The sequence below is a fragment of the Klebsiella sp. HMSC16A12 genome (assembly GCF_001808265.1).
GTDB classification, from domain to species: domain Bacteria; phylum Pseudomonadota; class Gammaproteobacteria; order Enterobacterales; family Enterobacteriaceae; genus Klebsiella; species Klebsiella pneumoniae.
Map to the genome: position 1 here is coordinate 23,744 of NZ_KV792621.1, position 19,328 is coordinate 43,071.

Genomic DNA, 19,328 nt, shown 5'->3' on the forward strand with positions numbered 1-19,328 from the left:
CATTAATTTTCTGCTAACCAGTTATCAACCCGGGAACGTACCTGTCCCACTTTGACGCCATAAATAACCTGAACTTCATTTCGATTGCGTACGACGCCGTTGGCGCCGGTATTTTTTAATTGCGTGTCATCAACCCGCGCCATATCGCGCACGGCCACGCGCAGGCGAGTAAAACAATTATCGACGGAGAGAATATTCTCCTTGCCCCCGAGGCCGCGGATAATGTCATCGGTGACCGACTGCGGTTGCGCGACTTTCTGGCGGTACTCTGCTTTGCTGTAGAGCTTCACGTTCTCGTCATCTTCCCGGCCCGGCGTTTTCAGGTTCAGCTTCACCACCAGGGTGCGGAAAATCACGTAGTAGACGGCGAACTGGCCGATACCGATAAGGACATAGCCCGGCCAGCGCGTTAAGGAGACCGGCAGCGGCAGGTTATAGATCAGAAACTCGATCAGGCCCGATGCACCCCAGGGACGTACGGTGAAGATGTCGCAAATGGCCTGCGAGGCGGCGGTTAACGTCGCGTGGATCACCCACAGCAGCGGCGAGACAAATAAGAAGGTGAACTCAATCGGCTCGGTGATGCCGGTCAGCATCGAGGTGATAATCGCCGGCAGCAGAATCGCCTTCGCCATCGCTTTCTTCTCCGGTTTCGCGGTGTGGTAGAACGCCAGCGAGGCGCCCGCCAGGCCGAAGATGGTGGTCATCCCTTGCTGCGAAAAACGTAATGCGTCGTTCATGACCGGCGTCAGGTCGGGATGGCGCATATAGGCGAGGAATATGGCCTGGGTGCCGGAGACCACCTGACCATCCACGTTCAGCGTGCCGCCAATCTGGGTGAGCTGGAAGGGGGACCAGACGAAATGGTGCAGGCCGGTGGGGATAAGGAATTTTTCAAAGAAACCATAGACGAAGACCCCGGCGACCCCGGCATTTTTCATAAAACCGGTGAGGGCGGAGATGCCGTGGGTCATAAAGGGCCAAATCCAGGTAAAGGCGATGGCGTAGAAGATAACCACCGGCGTCATCGCCACCAGCGTCAGCTTGGCGCCGCCGTACATCGACAGCGCGCCAGGCAGCTCAATGGCAGAGACTTTATTGTGCACCCACGCAATCGTGCAGCCGAGAATAATGCCCAGGAAAACGCCCATATCCACCACCACAAAGCCCAGCAGCTGGGTTTGCCCGGTGCCATAATATTCACCGTTAATTTTTTCGGCGAGTCCATGGGTGTGTTCCAGCCAGGAGTGGTTGGCGCCAAGAAACATAATAAAGCACATCACTGAAACCAGTGCGACTTCGGTTTTTTTATCCTTTGCCAGGCCATAGCTTATGCCGACGCAAAATAATAAGCCGAGGTTGCCAAATAAAGGCCAAAAGGTGTCGCCGAGCATTTGCCCAAGCTGATGTAAGAAACTGGTTTCAGCAATTAATGTCGGATTAGTTAATACTGAACTGAGGGCCAGAATTAAGCCAATGACCGGCAAGAACAATACGGCGCCGATCATGGCCCGGGAGAATTTTTGCATATTCTCCAGAATACGCTGACGTATTTCAGGCATGATTGATCCTTTTATATTTTTGTAGGTACAGGGAGCGGTTTTTTATCGACTTCCAGTGATTTGGTTATAGCAACTCTGATATTTGAAAGGAACCTGTTGCGCTAAATAGGTACAGATAGCCGCGTATTGCACACAGGTTTCAGGACTCGCACCCCAACTCTCTCCCTGAAAGGGAGAGAGTTGTCAGAGTGGAGTTTTGCCGGGAAGCAATCCCTCTCCCCATAGAGGAGAGGGAATGGGCATCGCTATGGGGTGACGGGAGTGGGCGCTGGCGCGGCGGGGGCGGGGCTGACCTCGCCGTTGCGCATGATTTGCGCCACCTGCTGTTTCTCCATATTCACGGCGCTGAGCTGCCCGTTGACCGTCGGTTTGAGCGGGGCATCGGCCTGCACGCTGCCGCTGGCGGTCAGCTGGAGATTGCCATCCCCGCTTATAGGTAGCGACGGCCAGCCCCAGGCCTGCAGAATATTCAGCGGCACGCCGCGGCCGCTGAAGCTCAGATTGACCTGGCGCTGCGGCAGCTGGGATACCGCGGCGGTGGCCTGCAAAATGCCGCGCTCGGTGAAGGCGCTAAGCTCAGTGATATTGACCGTCGAGGCTGTGGCGTTCAGTTTGAGTGATGGGCGGCGCACGTCGATCCGGTTGAAAGTCGCCGCCGCGGCGTTCAGCGTCGCGCTGCCGTTCCATACTCCCCAGCTGCCGTTTTTCACCAGCTGTAGCTCGCCGCCATAGCCATCGAGGGCGGTAATTTGCCACGGGAAAGCAGGGTCCACATCGATGATCAGATTGCGGCTGGCGCTGAATTTTTTCAGCGTCAGGCTTTGCAGCCAGGCTGGCAGCGGCGTCATCCACAGCTGTTTCCAGTTCGCCGGCAGCGTGTACTCCAGTCCGGCGAAAGCGGTGTCGTCGAGCACCAGGGCGTTCCCGGCGCGCAGCCAGTTGCCGGAGGTGCGCACCATGCCGCCCTCCCAGCGCGAGGAGAACTGGCGCAGCGCAATGCCCTGGGGAGAGAATTCGGCATTGAGGATCGGGTCGAAAAGATGCAGCGAGCCGTAGATAAATTCGCTGGCGTTCATCGACAGCGTGCCGTCCTCGCTCTGCCAGCCGCCGTGGCTAAGGGTCAGGTTGCGCAGGCTCAGGTCGAGGTCGGTTACCGCCCAGTCCGGTCCCTGCAGGCGGGCGTCGGTGATGTCCAGGCGGCCAATCTGCAGAGAGGGGACCGTGGTTAACGGCGCGAAAAACTCGGCCAGCGAGGCGGGGCTCTGCAGTCGAATCTCGTTGAGCTGGAGGTTATCCACCCGCCAGCTGCCATCGGCGCTGCGTTTGGCATTGCCAGTTAAGGTGCCGCGGGCGACATCGGCGCCGAGGGTGGAGATGGTGACCTCGCCCTGATCAATCTTACCCTGAATCAGAACGTTGCTGGCTTCGACGCCATTGAGCGTCATCGAGCCCGCGCTCATCTGGATCTGCGCCGTTTTCCCCAGCACATTGCCCGCCTCCGGCGTCCATGGGCTGACGCCGCCGGTGACGCGCTGCGCGCTGAGCGCCCAGCCGGTTTCCGGGCTGTTGAAAGCCATATTGCGCAACATCAGCCGGTCGGCAGCGAACGGTAGGTCTGCAGAGTGGGGTGACAGATTCAGAGTGCCGTCGTTAAGGACTATCTCATCCGCATGCAGCGGATCGCTAAACTGGCGGGTGCTGAAGCCAATGTCGACCGTTTTTGCCACCAAAGTGGCAGGCTTGCCTTCCCGACCAAAGGTGACGTTTCGCAACTGCACATGAAGGGGGGAGGAGAAATCGTGCTCCATCTCATCGAAGGAGACCTGCCAGCCGGTGCCATTGCTGAGCCAGGCGCTGGCCTGGCGGGCGCCCCAGTGGGTTTGCAGCAGGAACCACGCGCCAATAATGACAAGCAGCAGAGCGACTAGCAGCCAGAGAATCAGCTTTCCAAGAAATTTCATGGTCTTCCATTCTGTGAGATGCACATCACCGTGTTATGCCCGATTTAGGCGCACTTCTCAAGGCAGGCGTGGTTTATTTCCGTGATGGGGCTGGTGGTTGGAGGACGTCCCGGCCGTTGCGTGACCGGGAACGCATGAGATCACGCCTTTTCTGGCGGGAAAATTAAATTCAGAACAATCGCCGTGATACCGCCGGCGGCAATCCCGGAGGAAAGCAGGTTTTTCAGCCAGTCCGGGGCGAACTGCAGGATCAGCGGCTGCTGCGACACGCCGAGGCCTACCGCCAGCGACAGAGCGATAATCAGGATTGCCCGACGGTTCAGCGGTTCACGGGAGACGATGCGCACGCCGGACGCGGCGATGGTGCCGAACATCACCAGCGTGGCGCCGCCGAGCACTGGCTCAGGGATATGCTGGACAAAGCCGCTCACCGCCGGGAACAGGCCGAGGACGATCAGCATCAGGGCAACCACAAAGCCGACGTAGCGGCTGGCGACCCCGGTCAGCTGGATCACGCCGTTGTTCTGGCCGAAGCAGGAGTTCGGGAAGGTGTTGAAGACCGCGGAAACGAAGGAGTTCAGGCCGTTAGCCAGCACGCCGCCTTTCAGGCGCTTCATATACAGCGGACCCGAGACCGGCTGTTCGGAGACGTCGGAGGTGGCGGTGATATCGCCGATGGTTTCCAGGGAGGTGATCATAAACACCAGCATCAGGGGCAGCAGCAGACTCCAGTCGATGCCGAGGCCATAATAGAGCGGCGTCGGGACGGTGATGAGGCTGCTGTTGGTCGGGGCGGTGTTGGCTGGCAGCATATCGAGGAACCACGCCGCCAGATAACCGGCAGCCATGGCAATCACTAGCGAGGCGATGCGCAGGTACGGGTTGCGCTGGCGGTTGAGGATAATAATCAGCGCCAGCACGATACCCGCCAGCAGCAGATTTTTCGGCGCACCAAAGGTGTGGTCGGCCATCGCCGCGTAGCCGCCGCCGATGGAAGTCAGTCCGACCTGAATCAGCGACAGGCCGATAATCATCACCACCACGCCGGAAACCAGCGGGGTAATGATACGGCGCGCCAGGTGCAGGATCCGGGAGAGGACCATTTCGGTGCAGCTGGCCAGCATCAGGGTGCCGAAGAGGGCGGCCATCATGGTGGGGACGTCGGCGCCGCCGGTTTTCAAGGCGGTACCGCCCATGATCAGCGGGGCGACAAAGTTGAAGCTGGTGCCCTGGATGGAGAGCAGTCCGGAGCCGACCGGGCCCCAGGCTTTGATCTGAATAATAGAGGCGACGCCGGAGGCGAACAGCGACATGCTGATGATATGTTGGGTATCTTGCGCCGGGAGACCGAGAGCCTGGCAGATTAACAGCGCCGGGGTGATCACCGCGACAAACATCGCCAGCAGGTGCTGGAAGGCGGCGAACAGGGTTTGCGGTAGCGGCGGGCGATCTTCGAGGCGGTAGATTAATTCGCTGGCTGGTTTATGCGCAACCGGTTGCGCATTTTCTGACTCTGCGGTGTTAACGGACATCACAAGCAATCCCAAGGTGGCAAAGCGGGAATTTTATCGGACTGTAGACCAAAAGCAAACGTTTGCCAGCGTTTGCTCATAAAAATTTATACCGTGAATATGCGCAACGAGATAATTAACATTTTGTATGCTAAATCGCATCATTCAGGATACAAAATATCTTTTTCTGTCAATTTTTCCGCCGTTCTGCGTAAAATCCCCCTCTGACTCCTCATGATGAGAAGCTAAAGACACCAGGAATATCGTCGCGTGTGAATGGATCATGCGCCCATAAGGAGCTTTTTATGTTTCATCTCGATACCTTATCGACGCTCGTTGCCGCAACGCTCGTGCTGTTACTCGGCAGAAAACTCGTACAAACCGTTCCCTTCCTTAAGAAATACACTATTCCTGAACCCGTTGCCGGCGGTCTGCTGGTGGCGCTGGCGCTGCTGGCGCTGAAAAAAAGCATGGATATCGAAATTGATTTCGATATGAGTCTGAAAGACCCGCTGATGCTGGCGTTCTTCGCCACCATCGGTCTTAACGCCAACCTCGCCAGCCTGCGGGCCGGCGGCAAGGTGCTGGGCACTTTCCTGATCGTGGTGGTTGGCCTGCTGCTGCTGCAGAACGCCCTCGGTATCGGCATGGCGACGCTGCTGGGGCTGGATCCGCTAATGGGTCTGCTGGCCGGGTCGATTACCTTATCCGGCGGCCACGGCACCGGGGCGGCGTGGAGTAAGCTGTTCGTTGAGCGCTACGGTTTTGCCAACGCCACCGAGGTGGCGATGGCCTGCGCGACTTTCGGCCTGGTGCTGGGCGGCCTGATCGGCGGCCCGGTGGCGCGTTATCTGGTGAAGCACTCTTCCTCACCGGACGGGACACCGGACGATCAGGTGGCGCCAACCGCCTTTGAAAAGCCGGACGTGGGGCGGGTGATCACCTCGCTGGTGCTGATCGAAAGTATCGCCCTGATCGCCATCTGTCTGACGCTGGGCAAGGTGGTTGCGCAACTGCTGGCGGGGAGCGTCTTCGAGCTGCCGACCTTCGTCTGCGTGCTGTTTATCGGCGTGATCCTCAGCAACAGCCTGGCGCTGGCGGGGTTGTATCGGGTGTTCGATCGCGCGGTATCGGTGTTGGGCAACGTCAGCCTGTCGCTGTTCCTCGCCATGGCGCTGATGAGCCTCAAGCTGTGGGAGTTGGCCTCGCTGGCGCTGCCGATGATTATTATCCTGGCGGTGCAGGCGCTGGCGATGGCGCTGTATGCGGTGTTCGTCACCTATCGGATGATGGGCAAAAACTACGATGCCGCGGTGCTGGCAGCCGGGCATTGCGGGTTTGGCCTGGGGGCAACGCCGACGGCGATCGCCAATATGCAGGCGATTACCGACCGTTTCGGGCCATCGCATATGGCCTTCCTGGTCGTGCCGATGGTGGGGGCGTTCTTTATCGATATCGTCAACGCGCTGGTGATTAAGCTGTACCTGCTGCTGCCGATATTTGGCTGATAAAAAACCCGGAGGCGGTGCTGCGCACCTGTCCGGGCTACAAGATCGTGCTGTTTGGGGTTTTGTAGCCCGGCTAAGGCGTTTACGCCGCAAGCCGGGAATAACTTCACAATCTTACGCTTCGTCGTGCTCTTCCCACGCTAACGCGCGTTTCACCGCTTTCTTCCAGCCGCTGTAACGATAGTTACGCTCAGTAGTTTCAATACCCGGGCGGAATTCGCGCTCAATCACCGCTTTCTCCTGCAGTTCATCCAGATTCTGCCAGAAACCGACCGCCAGACCGGCCAGATAGGCCGCGCCCAGCGCCGTCACTTCGCGTACTTCCGGACGCTCGACACGGGTGCCGAGGATATCGGACTGGAACTGCATCAGGAAGTTGTTAGCCACCGCGCCGCCGTCTACGCGCAGGGCGTGCAGACGAATGCCGGAGTCAGCCTGCATCGCCTCCAGCACGTCGCGGGTCTGAAAGGCGATGGACTCCAGCGTCGCACGGATAATGTGGTTGGAGTTCACGCCGCGGGTGAGGCCGAAAATCGCGCCGCGGGCATACGGGTCCCAGTACGGTGCGCCAAGACCGGTGAACGCGGGTACCACGTACACGCCGTTGGTATCCTTCACTTTGGTGGCGAAGTACTCGGAGTCGAAGGCATCGCTGATGAGCTTCATCTCGTCGCGCAGCCACTGAATAGACGCGCCGGCCATAAACACCGCCCCTTCCAGAGCGTAGTTCACCTCGCCGCGCGGGCCGCAGGCGATGGTGGTCAGCAGACCGTGGGTGGAGGTGACCGCTTTTTCGCCGGTATTCATCAGCATAAAGCAGCCGGTGCCGTAGGTGTTTTTCGCCATCCCTTCTTTGACGCACAGCTGGCCGAACAGGGCCGCCTGCTGGTCACCGGCGATCCCGGCGATAGGAATACGGGTCCCGCCTTTACCACCGATGTTGGTCTGGCCGTACACTTCGGAAGACTTGCGCACTTCCGGCAGCATGGCGCGCGGAATGTCCAGCGCGTCGAGCATCTTGTCGTCCCAGTCGAGGTCGTGGATGTTGAACAGCATGGTACGCGAGGCGTTGGTGTAGTCGGTGACGTGCACGCGGCCCTGGGTCATCTTCCAGATAAGCCAGGTATCAACGGTGCCGAACAGCAGCTCGCCGCGCTTCGCACGCTCACGGGAACCTTCGACATGGTCGAGGATCCATTTCACCTTGGTGCCGGAGAAGTACGGGTCCACCACCAGGCCTGTGGCCTTGCGGATATACTCTTCCATCCCGTCACGCTTGAGCTGCTCGCAGATCTCCGCGGTACGGCGGCACTGCCAGACGATAGCGTTGTAGATGGGTTTACCGGTCTCTCGCTCCCACACCACCACGGTCTCACGCTGATTGGTGATGCCGATGGCCGCGATCTGATCGGAGTTGATATCCGCTTTGGCCAGCGCTTCGACCAGCGTCGAGCTTTGGGAAGCCCAGATTTCCATCGGGTCGTGTTCGACCCAGCCTGGCTTAGGATAAATCTGTTCAAATTCTCGCTGGGAGACGCTGACGATATTGGCATCATGATCCATCACAACGGCCCGGGAGCTGGTAGTGCCCTGGTCAAGCGCAACGATATATTTTTTGTCGGTCATAGTCGGTGTCCCGTAGTCAGATTACAGCGAAGCTTTATGTTGAGCGGTGGAAGAGGAGGGGCTCTGTTGCTCTTCCTCCACGCAGGTGTCGCAAGGCAGGTGACGGCCAATCAGCTTACGATAGCTGAATGCGCCCAGCGCCGCGCCGACCACCGGTGCGCACAGCGGCACCAGGAAATAAGGAATATCTTTGCCGCCGGTGAAGGCGACGTCACCCCACCCCGCCAGCCAGGCGAAGGCTTTCGGGCCGATGTCACGCGCCGGGTTCATGGCGAAGCCGGTCAGCGGTCCCATGGAGGCGCCAATCACCGCAATCAGCAGGCCAATCAGCAGAGGGGCCAGCGGGCCGCGCGGTATGCCGTTGCCATCGTCGGTCAGCGCCAGGATGACGCCCATCAGGATAGCGGTAATCACCATCTCTACCGCGAAGGCCTGCACAAAATTGATGTGCGGGTTCGGGTAAGTGGAGAAAATGCCGGCCAGATCGAGGCTTTCCACGCTGCCGCGAATCATATGGTGGGTGGTTTCATAATCGAGGAAAAGATTGTAGTAAAGCCCGTAAACTAATGCCGCAGCGCAAAAGGCGCCAGCGAATTGCGAAATAATAAAAGGAACCACTTTGCGGCCTTCGAAGCAGGCGAACAGCCACAGCGCGATAGTCACCGCTGGGTTAAGGTGCGCACCGGAGACCCCGGCGGTCAGGTAGATCGCCATGGCGACGCCCAGACCCCAGATGATGCTGATTTCCCATTGTCCGAAGCTGGCTCCCGCGACCTTGAGCGCAGCCACGCACCCAACGCCGAAAAAGATCAACAACCCGGTACCGAGGAACTCTGCGATGCACTGGCCTTTTAAGGTTGATGTTTGGCTCATAATCGAATCCTGAAGCGTGGTGATGATTATTGTATGTAGGGTGGTCACAGACGACCATATTGCCATGTAGGCATAGTGTTAATTTATCGTTAACGAGCAAAAACGAGAAATATCGAACTTCAAATGTGTGTGCCTCGTCAAGAAAATGAGCGTTTTCGCGCCATTTACGCGCATCGAGAGCGCTGCCGGAGCGTTTCACCACGCATTTTGTTAACCATAAAATTAACATTGACCCATGAACTACGAGCGAACTGCGCTGAAAGCACCAGGTAAAGACTGAAAAGTGTTGCAAACCGCAATCTACGCGGCTTGCCGCTGGACAGGGGCGGCGGGGATTCATACAATCGACGATAACACCGCTATGTGCGCTAATTTTCGTTAAGGCGGGACCGCGTATACGAAACACGAGTTTCTATCAACGCCTTGCAAGTTCAGGAGAGGTATGACGATGTCATTAGAAGTGTTTGAGAAATTAGAATCTAAGGTTCAGCAGGCGATTGATACCATCACTCTGTTGCAGATGGAAATCGAAGAGCTGAAAGAAAAGAACAACACCCTGGTGCAGGAAGTTCAGAGCGCGCAGCATGGTCGTGAAGAGCTGGAGCGCGAAAACAGCCAGCTGAAAGAGCAGCAGCAGGGCTGGCAGGAACGTCTGCAGGCGCTGCTGGGTCGCATGGAAGAAGTCTAATCGCTTCGCGCCCTCTCCCGCCCGGGAGGGGGTCATTCTTACTCGCGTCTTTATATCCGCAAGTTATAGCCAATCTTTTTTTATTCTTTAATCATTGAATCGCTTTCTGGCACGCTTAACCCATCACAACACACATAAAGAGAGCGGTGCGATGAATAAGTGGGGCGTAGGGTTAACTCTGTTGCTGGCATCCGCCAGCGTTCTGGCAAAAGACATTCAGCTATTAAACGTATCTTATGATCCAACGCGCGAGCTGTACGAACAGTACAACAAAGCGTTTAGCGCACACTGGAAGCAGGAGACCGGCGACAACGTGGTGATCCGCCAGTCGCATGGTGGCTCTGGCAAACAGGCGACCTCGGTGATTAACGGTATTGAAGCGGATGTGGTCACGCTGGCGCTGGCCTACGATGTCGACGCTATTGCCGAACGCGGCCGCATCGATAAAAACTGGCTGAAACGCCTGCCGGATAACTCCGCGCCGTATACCTCCACCATCGTGTTCCTCGTCCGCAAGGGCAATCCGAAACAGATCCATGACTGGAACGATCTGATCAAACCGGGTGTGTCGGTCATTACCCCGAACCCGAAAAGCTCCGGCGGCGCCCGCTGGAACTACCTGGCAGCCTGGGGCTATGCTCTGCATCAGAATCACGGCGACCAGGCGAAAGCCCAGGAATTCGTCAAGGCGCTGTATAAAAACGTGGAAGTGCTGGACTCCGGCGCGCGCGGTTCGACCAATACCTTCGTAGAACGCGGCATCGGCGATGTGCTGATCGCCTGGGAAAACGAAGCGCTGCTGGCGACCAACGAACTGGGCAAAGACAAGTTTGAAATCGTGACCCCAAGTGAGTCGATTCTGGCTGAGCCGACCGTCTCGGTGGTCGACAAAGTGGTGGATAAGAAAGGCACGCGCCAGGTGGCGGAAGCGTACCTGAAGTATCTCTACTCGCCGGAAGGCCAGGAGATTGCGGCGAAGAACTTCTACCGCCCGCGCGATCCGAATGTGGCGAAGAAATATGCTAACGAATTCCCGAAACTGAAGCTGTTTACCATCGATCAGGAGTTCGGCGGCTGGACGAAAGCGCAGAAAGAGCACTTCTCCAACGGCGGCACCTTCGACCAGATTAGCCAGCGTTAATTCTCTTGTCCCTGCTTGCGCTACGCTTAGCAGGGCTATAGTTTTGCGCGGTGCGTAGCCCGGGTAAGGCGTCAGCCGCTACCCGGGATAACGCCCCGTCCACCATCTGTTTTCATTTAGTCATCAAATTACGCTACTCTTCCGCTTCAGGCTTAACAGGGAATGAAAATGAGAAGAGTAAGATACTTTTTGCTGGCGCTGCTGGTGGCGATCCTCGCGGCGCTGGCGGGCGGCTACTACTGGCTGCACTCTGGCAACCCGGACGCATTACGCAAGATTGTCCTGCAGCAGTGCGTACCCCATCAGCAACAGCAGCAAAACCCGTCGCCGTGCGCGGAAGTGAACCTCAAGGGCGGCTATGTGCTGTTTAAAGACCGTAACGGCCCGCTGCAATATTTGCTGATGCCGACCTACCGCATCAACGGCACCGAAAGCCCGCTGCTGCTGGAACCGTTGACGCCGAACTTTTTCTGGCAGGCCTGGCAGGGGCGTGAAATCATGAGCCAGCGCCACGGCGCGCCGGTTCCTGATAACGCGGTATCGCTGGCGATCAACTCGCGCAGTGGACGTACGCAAAACCATTTCCATATTCATATCTCCTGCCTGCGCCCCGATGTGCGCGCGCAGTTAGATAAGGATGCCGCAGCGATCAGCAGCCGCTGGCTGCCGTTACCGGGCGGGCTTCAGGGCCACGAATACCTGGCGCGCCGGGTGACGGAGGCGGAGCTGGCCCAGCGTAGCCCGTTCCTGATGCTGGCGGAAGAGGTGCCGGAGGCGCGCCAGCATATGGGACGCTTCGCGCTGGCAATGGCGCAACAGAGCGACGGCTCGCTGGTGCTGCTGGCGACGGAGCGTAACCTGCTGACCCTGAACCGGGCTTCAGCGGAAGAAATTCAGGATCATCGCTGCGCCATCCTTAACGCAAACCACTAGTTCTGGCGTTTACCTGTCTTACCTGTCGTCGTATTCTTGCTGAAAAAAACGACAGGAGACAGGCATGTCGCTCTGGCTTACCCACCCGCTGTTCCTTCCTTAATTGATTGTCGGCGTCACCATCGTGCTCTGGGCGACGTCGCTGCTGCCGGAATTTATCACCGCGCTGCTGTTCTTCGCAGCGGCGATGATGGCGAAAATCGCTCCGCCGGAGGTGATCTTCGGCGGCTTTGCCTCTTCGGCGTTCTGGCTGGTGTTCAGCGGCTTTGTGCTCGGCATCGCCATCCGTAAAACCGGACTGGCGGACCGGGCGGCGCAGGCGCTGTCGGCCAGGCTCACCGACTCCTGGCCGCGGATGGTCGCCAGCGTGGTACTCCTGAGCTACGCCCTGGCGTTCGTGATGCCCTCCAACATGGGGCGCATCGCGCTGCTGATGCCGATCGTGGCGGCGATGGCCCGCCGCGCGGGCATTGCCGACGGTAGCCGCGGCTGGTTCGGCCTGGCGCTGGCGGTGGGGTTCGGCACCTTTCAGCTGTCGGCGACGATTTTGCCCGCCAACGTGCCGAATCTGGTGATGAGTGGCGCGGCGGAAGGCTCGTACGGTATCCATCTGAATTATGTTCCCTATTTACTGCTGCATACGCCGGTGCTTGGCTGGCTGAAAGGGGCGGTGCTGGTGGCGCTGATTTGCTGGCTGTTTCCCGGCAAGCCGCATCCACCGCGCGACCTGGCGCCGCTGCCGCCGATGAGCCGCGACGAGAAACGTCTGGCGTGGCTGCTGGCGGTGGTCCTCTCGCTATGGGTGACCGAGAGCTGGCACGGCGTCGGCCCGGCGTGGACCGGCCTGGCGGCGGCTGTGATCACGCTGCTGCCGCGGGTGGGCTTTATTAACGGCGAGGAGTTTGCCAGCGGGGTGAATATGCGCACCTGCATTTACGTCGCCGGGATTCTGGGGCTAGCGATCGCCGTCACCCAAACCGGGATTGGCGGCGCGGTGGGCAATGCGCTGCTGCAGGTGATGCCCCTGGATAAAGACAATCCTTTCACCAGCTTTCTCGCCCTGACCGGGATAACCAGCGCGCTGAACTTTATTATGACCGCCAACGGCGTGCCGGCGCTGTATACCACCTTTGCCCAGAGCTTTGCCGACGCCACCGGTTTTCCGCTGCTAAGCGTGATTATGATTCAGGTGCTGGGCTATTCCACGCCGCTGCTGCCCTATCAGGCGTCGCCGATCGTGGTGGCGATGGGGTTAGGCAAGGTCCCGGCGAGGGCGGGGATGCAACTGTGTCTGGCGCTGGCGGCGGTGAGTTATCTGATTTTACTGCCGCTGGACTACGCCTGGTATCAGCTGTTGGGGAAACTGTAACGGCAAAAGAAAGCCCGGCTTGCGCTGTGCTAGGCCGGGCTCCCACGTTTTGTCAGTCAACCCGGTCGCGTGTCGCCACCGGGAAAAGCGAATTACGCTTTTTTCGCTGCTTCTGCTGCTTTAACGATCACCGCGAAAGCGTCAGCTTTCAGGGAGGCGCCGCCAACCAGCGCGCCGTCGATGTCCGGCTGGGTGAACAGCTCTGCGGCGTTGCCAGCGTTAACGGAACCGCCGTACTGGATGATCACTTGCTCAGCGATTTTGGCGTCAGCTTTAGCAATGTGGTCACGGATGAATTTGTGCACCGCCTGCGCCTGAGCCGGGGTCGCTGATTTGCCGGTACCGATAGCCCATACTGGTTCGTAAGCGATAACCACGCCTTCGAAAGCGGCAGCGCCCTGGGTTTTCAGCACGGCGTCGATCTGACGCGCGCAAACTTCTTCCGTTTTGCCCGCTTCGTTTTCGGCTTCGGTTTCACCGATGCACAGAACCGGGGTCAGACCCTGCTCTTTCAGCACGGCGAATTTCTTCGCGATCAGCTCGTCGGATTCTTTGTGGTAGGTACGACGCTCGGAGTGGCCGATGATGATGTACTGCGCGCCGATATCTTTCAGCATTTCGGCGGAGGTTTCACCGGTGAATGCGCCGGACAGGTTCACGTCAACGTTCTGCGCGCCCAGGTGAATGTGGCTGCCTTCTGCCGCGCGCTTAGCCAGGTCCAGATACATTTCCGGCGGGGCGATGGCAACTGCACAGCCGCTTACGCCAGCCAGCTCGGTACGCAGGTTCGCAACCAGTTCGTTTACCATGTGGCGGCTGCCGTTCAGTTTCCAGTTACCCATCACTAAAGGATGTCGCATTTTAATTCTCCACGCTACTTAAGCGAATTAAGGAATATAGCCGCCCCAGAGGGCAGCATGGTCTGTGAAACAGTATAGAGACTCGTCACTGGAAAGGCTTTGCTTTTTGTCATTTATTGTTACCTTCCAGCGTTTCAGATAGCGCCAGCTTAATCGGTTCAATGGCGAAGGTCAGGCCCTTTTCCCCATGATCTGCCACCACATAGCGCACGGCGCCTTCGGTATCGGCGAAGTAGCGCTTGCCCTTGCCGGCGGCTAGCAGTTTCTGCAGTTTTTGCTGGCTTTGCGCCTGGCTAAAAGTCGGCACGAAGGCGCGGATCATGGCGCTCATATACTCCAGCGCTTTGGTCCTGGCCGCCTTTTGCTCCGGCCCCTGGATCGGCAGCCAGGTGATCTGCATGGATTTGATCTTCAGCGTGCCGCGCTCCAGCGCGGTGGAGGCATAGAGATTTTCGTTAATTTTGCTGGCGGCGCGGGTCAGGTTAGCCCGATCGCGACTGGTGGCGATGGAACGGAATTCGTTCAGAGGCAGCTTTGGGTTATCGGCGTTGAATTTCTCGCGGAACTGACTGATCGACTGGTCAAAGCTCGGCGCGCCGGCGAGCAGGTAGGGCGCTGCCGCGGTCGTCGATTCGCTCTCTGCGGACAACGCGTGCGGGCCGACGGCAAGGCCCATCAGCCCACTTAACCACAAAATTGTCCACTTCTTCATGCCCGTCGTTCCTTTTTTTGCCTGCTGACGATTAAATCGGGAAGCGCGGCGCTTGTCAAAAAGTCACGACGCCAGGGTAAACTACGCAGACGATGATGATAAGGAAAAACGCATGACCCTACAGCAGTGGTTATTCTCAATTAAAGGGCGCATTGGCCGCCGCGATTTCTGGATCTGGATTGCCATCTGGCTGGTGACCATGAGCGCCTTGTTTACCCTGGCAGGCAGCAATCTGCTCAACCTGCAGACGGCGGCGTTTATTATCGTCTGCCTGCTGTGGCCGACGGCGGCGGTGGTGGTCAAGCGGCTGCACGATCGCGGCAAATCCGGGCTGTGGGCGCTGCTGATGGTTCTGGCGTGGATGCTGCTGGCGGGGAACTGGGCGATGTTGCCGCAGGTCTGGCAGTGGGGCGTCGGGCGCTTTGTGCCGACGCTGATTATCGTCATGATGCTGATCGACCTGGGGGCGTTTGTCGGCACCCAGGGCGAGAATAAGTTCGGCAAGGAGACCCAGGACGTGCGCTGGAAAGCGGACGCCTGATTACCAGTAGTGCTCCGCCGTCATATGGCCCGGCCGGCGACGCAGATGTTTGGTCATCTGCCGGGTCTCTTTTAACAGCTGTTGGGTATCGCGCACCATTTGCGGGTTGCCGCACAGCATCACATGGCTGGTGTCGGTGGTCATCGGCAGGCCGACGGCCTCTTCCAGCGCGCCGGTTTCAATCAGAAACGGCACCCGGCCGGTCAGCGAGCCTTCCACGGTTTCGCGGCTGACCACCGTCTGAATACGGAGTTTGCCGGCATAGCGCTGCTCCAGTTCGCGCATTAGCGGCAGATAGCTCAGGTCCGCGGCGTAGCGGACGGCGTGGACCAGCACCAGGTTATTAAAGCGCTCAAGGTCCTTGCCTTCCTGCAAAATTGACAGGTACGGCCCCAGCGCAGTGCCGGTCGCCAGCATCCACAGGGTATCGCAATCCGGTACCTCCTCGAGGACGAAGAAACCTGCCGCTTCACTCACCACCAGGACTTCATCGCCCGGCTTCAGCGCCGCCAGACGCGGGCTCAGCTTGCCTTCCGGGACGGTGACCAAATAGAACTCGAGGTCGGGATTGCCGGGGGCGTTGACGTAGGAGTAGGCGCGCTGCACGCGTTCGCCGTCGATTTCCAGCCCGAGCTTGGTAAATTGCCCGGCGGTAAACGGATGAACAGGCGCCCGCACGTATAAACTGAACAAGGCGTCCGTCCAGTACTCCACTTTTGTCACTTTGCCGCTAACCCAGTCCGCCATCGTCTTCTCCTGTTACCAAGCGATGCCTTATCTTCGGTCCAGACGAGCCAGATTTCCACCCCGAAGGCGCAAGAAAGCTCTATTGATCAAATATAAACGAAGAACAGGGCAACCGCCTGCGGACGGTTGCCTGGGAGAGAAAAAGCGGTATTACAGGATGTGCTGCTGAATGTCCGGATCTTTACGGTCGAGGTAATGAATCGACTGGATACGACGGATAGTGCGCGACTTGCCGCGGATCAGCAGCGTCTCGGTGGTGGCCATGTTGCCCTTGCGGGTGATGCCGTCCAGCAGATCGCCTTTGGTGATCCCGGTGGCGGAGAAGACGACGTTATCGCTGCGCGCCATTTCATCCAGACGCAGCACTTTGCCCGCTTCAATGCCCATGGTTTTGCAGCGCGCCAGCTCATTTTCACCGATGCGGCGGTTCTCTTCGTTATCGCCCTTCACGTGGTGGCGAGCCAGCAGGCGCCCCTGCATATCCCCGTCGAGGGCGCGGATCACCGCGGCGGAAACCACCCCTTCCGGTGCGCCGCCGATGCCGTACAGTACGTCGACTTCGCTATCCGGCATGCAGGTGAGAATAGAGGCCGCGACGTCGCCATCGGGAATAGCGAACACGCGCACGCCCAGCTGCTGCAGCTGGGCAATGACCGCGTCGTGGCGCGGTTTCGCCAGCACGGTGACGGTCAGCTCGCCCAGCGGCTTGTTCAGGGCGCGGGCGATATTGTGCAGGTTCTCTTCCAGCGGCAGATTAAGGTCGATAGCGCCTTTAGCGCCCGGGCCGACGATCAGCTTTTCCATATACATATCCGGCGCGTTGAGGAAGCAGCCCTTATCGCCGACCGCCATCACCGCCAGGGCGTTGGCCTGGCCCATCGCCGTCATGCGGGTGCCTTCGATGGGATCGACGGCGATATCTACCGCATCGCCCTTGCCGGTACCCACTTTTTCGCCGATATAGAGCATCGGCGCTTCATCGATTTCGCCCTCGCCGATGACGATGGTGCCGTCGATATTGACGAGGTTAAGCATAATGCGCATGGCGTTAACCGCTGCGCCGTCGGCGGTATTCTTATCGCCGCGGCCCAGCCATTTATAGCCCGCCAGCGCGGCGGCTTCGGTGACACGCGAAAATTCGATGGCCAGTTCTCGTTTCATAATCCACTCGTTGTGTAGAAAAATTGCCCGCAGCGCGGCAAAAGCGCGCTACGCGTTGGAATAGCGTTCGGTTTCCGGCATCCAGCGCTCGATAAGCGCCTGGGCCTGCAGCGGATAGCGTTCATGAATGTGGCGAGCAATGCGCTGGACATCGGGGATCATCGCCTGATCGCGCAGTAAGTCCGCCACTTTAAATTCGGCGTTGCCGGTCTGGCGGGTGCCGAGCAGCTCGCCGGGACCGCGAATTTCGAGGTCTTTCTGGGCAATGACGAAACCATCGTTGCTGTCGCGCAGGACCTGCAGACGTTTCTGCGCCGTTTTGGAGAGCGGCGATTTATAGAGTAGCACGCAGTGGGAAGCGACCGCGCCGCGACCAACGCGCCCTCTGAGCTGGTGCAGCTGCGCCAGACCCAGACGTTCCGGGTTTTCGATAATCATCAGGCTTGAGTTAGGCACGTCGACGCCGACTTCAATCACCGTGGTGGCTACCAGCAGATGCATCTCGCCCTGCTTGAAGGCCTGCATCACCGCCTGCTTCTCCGCCGGTTTCATCCGCCCGTGGACGAGGCCGATATTGAGCTCCGGCAGCGCCAGTTTGAGCTCTTCCCAGGTGGCTTCCGCCGCCTGGGCTTCCAGCAGATCGGACTCTTCAATCAGCGTACAGACCCAATAGGCCTGGCGACCTTCATGGGTACAGGCGTTGCGCACGCGGTCGATAATATCGCTGCGCCGGGTGTCGGGGATGGCGACGGTGGTCACCGGAGTTCGGCCTGGCGGCAGCTCGTCGATAATCGAGGTGTCCAGATCGGCGTAGGCGGTCATCGCCAGGGTGCGGGGGATCGGCGTGGCGGTCATGATCAGCTGATGCGGGTGGAACCCCTGCTGCTGACCTTTCTCCCACAGCGCCAGCCGCTGATGCACGCCGAAGCGGTGCTGTTCGTCGATAATCACCAGCGCCAGGCCGTTAAACTGCACTTGCTCCTGGAAGATGGCGTGGGTGCCGACAATCATCTGCACTTCGCCGCTGGCGATAGCCTCCTGCTGCGCCTGGCGGGCTTTGCCTTTCTGTTTGCCCGCCAGCCAGCCGACTTCTATGCCCAGCGGTTCGAACCAGTTGCGGAAGTTATTGGCATGCTGCTCGGCAAGCAGTTCGGTGGGCGCCATCAGCGCCACCTGTTTGCCGTGGACGATAGCGCGCAAGGCGGCCAGGGCAGCGACCAGCGTTTTACCGGAGCCAACGTCGCCCTGCACCAGGCGCATCATCGGCACGTCCAGCGCCATATCGTGTTCAATCTCGGCGGTAACCCGCGCCTGCGCGCCGGTGGGCTTAAAGGGCAGGGAGGCCAGCAGTTGGTTTTTCAGGGTATCGTTGGCGCCGAGCGGCAGGGCGTGATAGCGCTGGGCGCCTGCCCGCAGCGCCAGCATGCTGAGGTTATGCGCCAGCAGCTCTTCCAGAATCAGACGCTGCTGCGCCGGGTGCTTGCCGCTTTCCAGCTCGCTAAGTTGCAAGGAGGGAGGCGGGCGGTGCAGCGTACGCAGCGCCTCCGGCAGGCTCATCATCCCCTGCGCCAGCTCCGGCGGCAGGAGTTCGCTAATCGCGCAGGTTTCCAGGAGCTCAAGCGCCTGATCGGTGAGCTTGCGCAGGGTCGCCTGCTTGATGCCTTCGGTGGTCGGATAGACTGGGGTTAACGTTTCCTGCAGCTCCGGGGTGCTCATATCGCCCTGGACGCGATATTCCGGGTGGATCATCTCGGCGCCGTACTTCCCGCGTTTGGCTTCACCGTAGGCCAGCACCCGACGACCGGTCGCGAGGCTGTTTTTCATCGCCGCGTTGAAGTTGAAAAAGCGCATGGTGAGGATGCCGGTGCCATCGCTGATCTGGCAGGTCATCATCCGCCGGCCGCCGAAGGTGATATTGCTGTTGAGCACTTCACCTTCCACGGTGGCATAAACTCCGGGAAGCAGCTCGGCTATCGGGTAAAGATGGGTGCGATCTTCGTAGCGTAAAGGCAGGTGCAGCAGCAGATCCTGTACCGTATGCAGGCCAATCTTCGCCAGTTTGCTGCTCTGCGCAGCGCCCACACCGGTGAGTGAACTGAGCGGAACGGCATCTAACAGGTGGCCTGACATTGGGT

16 protein-coding genes are annotated in these 19,328 nt (G+C 59.0%); 6 read left to right on the forward strand and 10 right to left on the reverse strand.

Going from position 1 to position 19,328, the window contains the following annotated elements:
* Window positions 1-2: 2 nt before the first annotated feature.
* The 3 genes from HMPREF3140_RS15845 to HMPREF3140_RS15855 form a co-directional block, all read right to left on the reverse strand.
* Entirely contained in the window at window positions 3-1,562 is a 1,560-nt protein-coding gene (locus HMPREF3140_RS15845) for a PTS transporter subunit EIIC (RefSeq protein WP_002922953.1), read from the reverse strand.
* Window positions 1,563-1,807: 245 nt separating this feature from the next.
* Window positions 1,808-3,523: an AsmA family protein gene (locus HMPREF3140_RS15850; protein WP_032412603.1), complete on the reverse strand. Its 1,716-nt coding sequence runs from the start codon at window positions 3,521-3,523 to the stop codon at window positions 1,808-1,810.
* Window positions 3,524-3,663: 140 nt separating this feature from the next.
* Complete coding sequence (locus HMPREF3140_RS15855; protein WP_002922950.1) at window positions 3,664-5,055, reverse strand: nucleobase:cation symporter-2 family protein; 1,392 nt, start codon at window positions 5,053-5,055, stop codon at window positions 3,664-3,666.
* A 284-nt stretch (window positions 5,056-5,339) separates the two neighbouring features.
* On the opposite strand from HMPREF3140_RS15855, the gene gltS reads away from it, so the two are divergent.
* Window positions 5,340-6,542 carry a sodium/glutamate symporter gene (gene gltS / locus HMPREF3140_RS15865; protein ID WP_004173891.1) on the forward strand — a complete coding sequence of 401 codons (1,203 nt, stop codon included), beginning with the start codon at window positions 5,340-5,342 and terminating at the stop codon, window positions 6,540-6,542.
* 114 nt (window positions 6,543-6,656) lie between these two features.
* Here gltS and glpK read toward each other — a convergent pair whose 3' ends face one another.
* On the reverse strand, window positions 6,657-8,168 hold the full coding sequence (gene glpK / locus HMPREF3140_RS15870; RefSeq protein ID WP_002922944.1) for a glycerol kinase GlpK: 1,512 nt from the start codon (window positions 8,166-8,168) through the stop codon (window positions 6,657-6,659).
* 21 nt (window positions 8,169-8,189) lie between these two features.
* Entirely contained in the window at window positions 8,190-9,041 is an 852-nt protein-coding gene (locus tag HMPREF3140_RS15875) for an MIP/aquaporin family protein (RefSeq protein WP_002922941.1), read from the reverse strand.
* Window positions 9,042-9,483: 442 nt separating this feature from the next.
* On the opposite strand from HMPREF3140_RS15875, the gene zapB reads away from it, so the two are divergent.
* The 4 genes from zapB (at window position 9,484) to HMPREF3140_RS15895 (ending at window position 13,172) form a co-directional block, all read left to right on the forward strand.
* A complete protein-coding gene (gene zapB, locus HMPREF3140_RS15880) occupies window positions 9,484-9,729 on the forward strand; it encodes a septal ring assembly protein ZapB (RefSeq protein WP_004150222.1) in 246 nt (81 codons plus the stop codon).
* 151 nt (window positions 9,730-9,880) lie between these two features.
* Window positions 9,881-10,870, forward strand: coding sequence for a sulfate ABC transporter substrate-binding protein (locus HMPREF3140_RS15885; protein WP_002922936.1), 990 nt, complete (start codon window positions 9,881-9,883; stop codon window positions 10,868-10,870).
* Window positions 10,871-11,032: 162 nt separating this feature from the next.
* Window positions 11,033-11,803 (forward strand): CDP-diacylglycerol diphosphatase, encoded by a 771-nt coding sequence (locus tag HMPREF3140_RS15890; protein WP_072269303.1) that lies wholly within the window; start codon window positions 11,033-11,035, stop codon window positions 11,801-11,803.
* Between the two features lie 103 nt (window positions 11,804-11,906).
* Entirely contained in the window at window positions 11,907-13,172 is a 1,266-nt protein-coding gene (locus tag HMPREF3140_RS15895; RefSeq protein ID WP_228705081.1) for an SLC13 family permease, read from the forward strand.
* A gap of 92 nt (window positions 13,173-13,264) precedes the next feature.
* On the opposite strand, the gene tpiA is transcribed toward HMPREF3140_RS15895, so the two are convergent.
* Window positions 13,265-14,032, reverse strand: a complete 768-nt coding sequence (tpiA, locus tag HMPREF3140_RS15900; protein WP_002922909.1) for a triose-phosphate isomerase — start codon at window positions 14,030-14,032, stop codon at window positions 13,265-13,267.
* Window positions 14,033-14,141: 109 nt separating this feature from the next.
* Window positions 14,142-14,744 (reverse strand): YiiQ family protein, encoded by a 603-nt coding sequence (locus tag HMPREF3140_RS15905; protein ID WP_002922908.1) that lies wholly within the window; start codon window positions 14,742-14,744, stop codon window positions 14,142-14,144.
* Between the two features lie 112 nt (window positions 14,745-14,856).
* On the opposite strand from HMPREF3140_RS15905, the gene HMPREF3140_RS15910 reads away from it, so the two are divergent.
* Window positions 14,857-15,285, forward strand: coding sequence for a DUF805 domain-containing protein (locus tag HMPREF3140_RS15910; protein WP_002922907.1), 429 nt, complete (start codon window positions 14,857-14,859; stop codon window positions 15,283-15,285).
* On the opposite strand, the gene fpr is transcribed toward HMPREF3140_RS15910, so the two are convergent.
* The 3 genes from fpr to recG form a co-directional block, all read right to left on the reverse strand.
* Window positions 15,286-16,032: a ferredoxin--NADP(+) reductase gene (gene fpr, locus HMPREF3140_RS15915; protein ID WP_004173895.1), complete on the reverse strand. Its 747-nt coding sequence runs from the start codon at window positions 16,030-16,032 to the stop codon at window positions 15,286-15,288.
* A gap of 150 nt (window positions 16,033-16,182) precedes the next feature.
* Window positions 16,183-17,193 carry a class II fructose-bisphosphatase gene (gene glpX / locus HMPREF3140_RS15920; protein WP_002922903.1) on the reverse strand — a complete coding sequence of 337 codons (1,011 nt, stop codon included), beginning with the start codon at window positions 17,191-17,193 and terminating at the stop codon, window positions 16,183-16,185.
* A gap of 48 nt (window positions 17,194-17,241) precedes the next feature.
* Window positions 17,242-19,323, reverse strand: a complete 2,082-nt coding sequence (gene recG / locus HMPREF3140_RS15925) for an ATP-dependent DNA helicase RecG (protein ID WP_004901415.1) — start codon at window positions 19,321-19,323, stop codon at window positions 17,242-17,244.
* Window positions 19,324-19,328: the final 5 nt, after the last annotated feature.

What these genes read in the sequence shown, in the direction of transcription:
- HMPREF3140_RS15845 (WP_002922953.1), bottom strand. Translation starts at nt 1,562, where the DNA reads ATGCCTGAAATACGTCAGCGTATTCTGGAGAATATGCAAAAATTCTCC.
- HMPREF3140_RS15850 (WP_032412603.1), bottom strand. Translation starts at nt 3,523, where the DNA reads ATGAAATTTCTTGGAAAGCTGATTCTCTGGCTGCTAGTCGCTCTGCTG.
- HMPREF3140_RS15855 (WP_002922950.1), bottom strand. Translation starts at nt 5,055, where the DNA reads ATGTCCGTTAACACCGCAGAGTCAGAAAATGCGCAACCGGTTGCGCAT.
- gltS (WP_004173891.1), top strand. Translation starts at nt 5,340, where the DNA reads ATGTTTCATCTCGATACCTTATCGACGCTCGTTGCCGCAACGCTCGTG.
- glpK (WP_002922944.1), bottom strand. Translation starts at nt 8,168, where the DNA reads ATGACCGACAAAAAATATATCGTTGCGCTTGACCAGGGCACTACCAGC.
- HMPREF3140_RS15875 (WP_002922941.1), bottom strand. Translation starts at nt 9,041, where the DNA reads ATGAGCCAAACATCAACCTTAAAAGGCCAGTGCATCGCAGAGTTCCTC.
- zapB (WP_004150222.1), top strand. Translation starts at nt 9,484, where the DNA reads ATGACGATGTCATTAGAAGTGTTTGAGAAATTAGAATCTAAGGTTCAG.
- HMPREF3140_RS15885 (WP_002922936.1), top strand. Translation starts at nt 9,881, where the DNA reads ATGAATAAGTGGGGCGTAGGGTTAACTCTGTTGCTGGCATCCGCCAGC.
- HMPREF3140_RS15890 (WP_072269303.1), top strand. Translation starts at nt 11,033, where the DNA reads ATGAAAATGAGAAGAGTAAGATACTTTTTGCTGGCGCTGCTGGTGGCG.
- tpiA (WP_002922909.1), bottom strand. Translation starts at nt 14,032, where the DNA reads ATGCGACATCCTTTAGTGATGGGTAACTGGAAACTGAACGGCAGCCGC.
- HMPREF3140_RS15905 (WP_002922908.1), bottom strand. Translation starts at nt 14,744, where the DNA reads ATGAAGAAGTGGACAATTTTGTGGTTAAGTGGGCTGATGGGCCTTGCC.
- HMPREF3140_RS15910 (WP_002922907.1), top strand. Translation starts at nt 14,857, where the DNA reads ATGACCCTACAGCAGTGGTTATTCTCAATTAAAGGGCGCATTGGCCGC.
- fpr (WP_004173895.1), bottom strand. Translation starts at nt 16,032, where the DNA reads ATGGCGGACTGGGTTAGCGGCAAAGTGACAAAAGTGGAGTACTGGACG.
- glpX (WP_002922903.1), bottom strand. Translation starts at nt 17,193, where the DNA reads ATGAAACGAGAACTGGCCATCGAATTTTCGCGTGTCACCGAAGCCGCC.
- recG (WP_004901415.1), bottom strand. Translation starts at nt 19,323, where the DNA reads ATGTCAGGCCACCTGTTAGATGCCGTTCCGCTCAGTTCACTCACCGGT.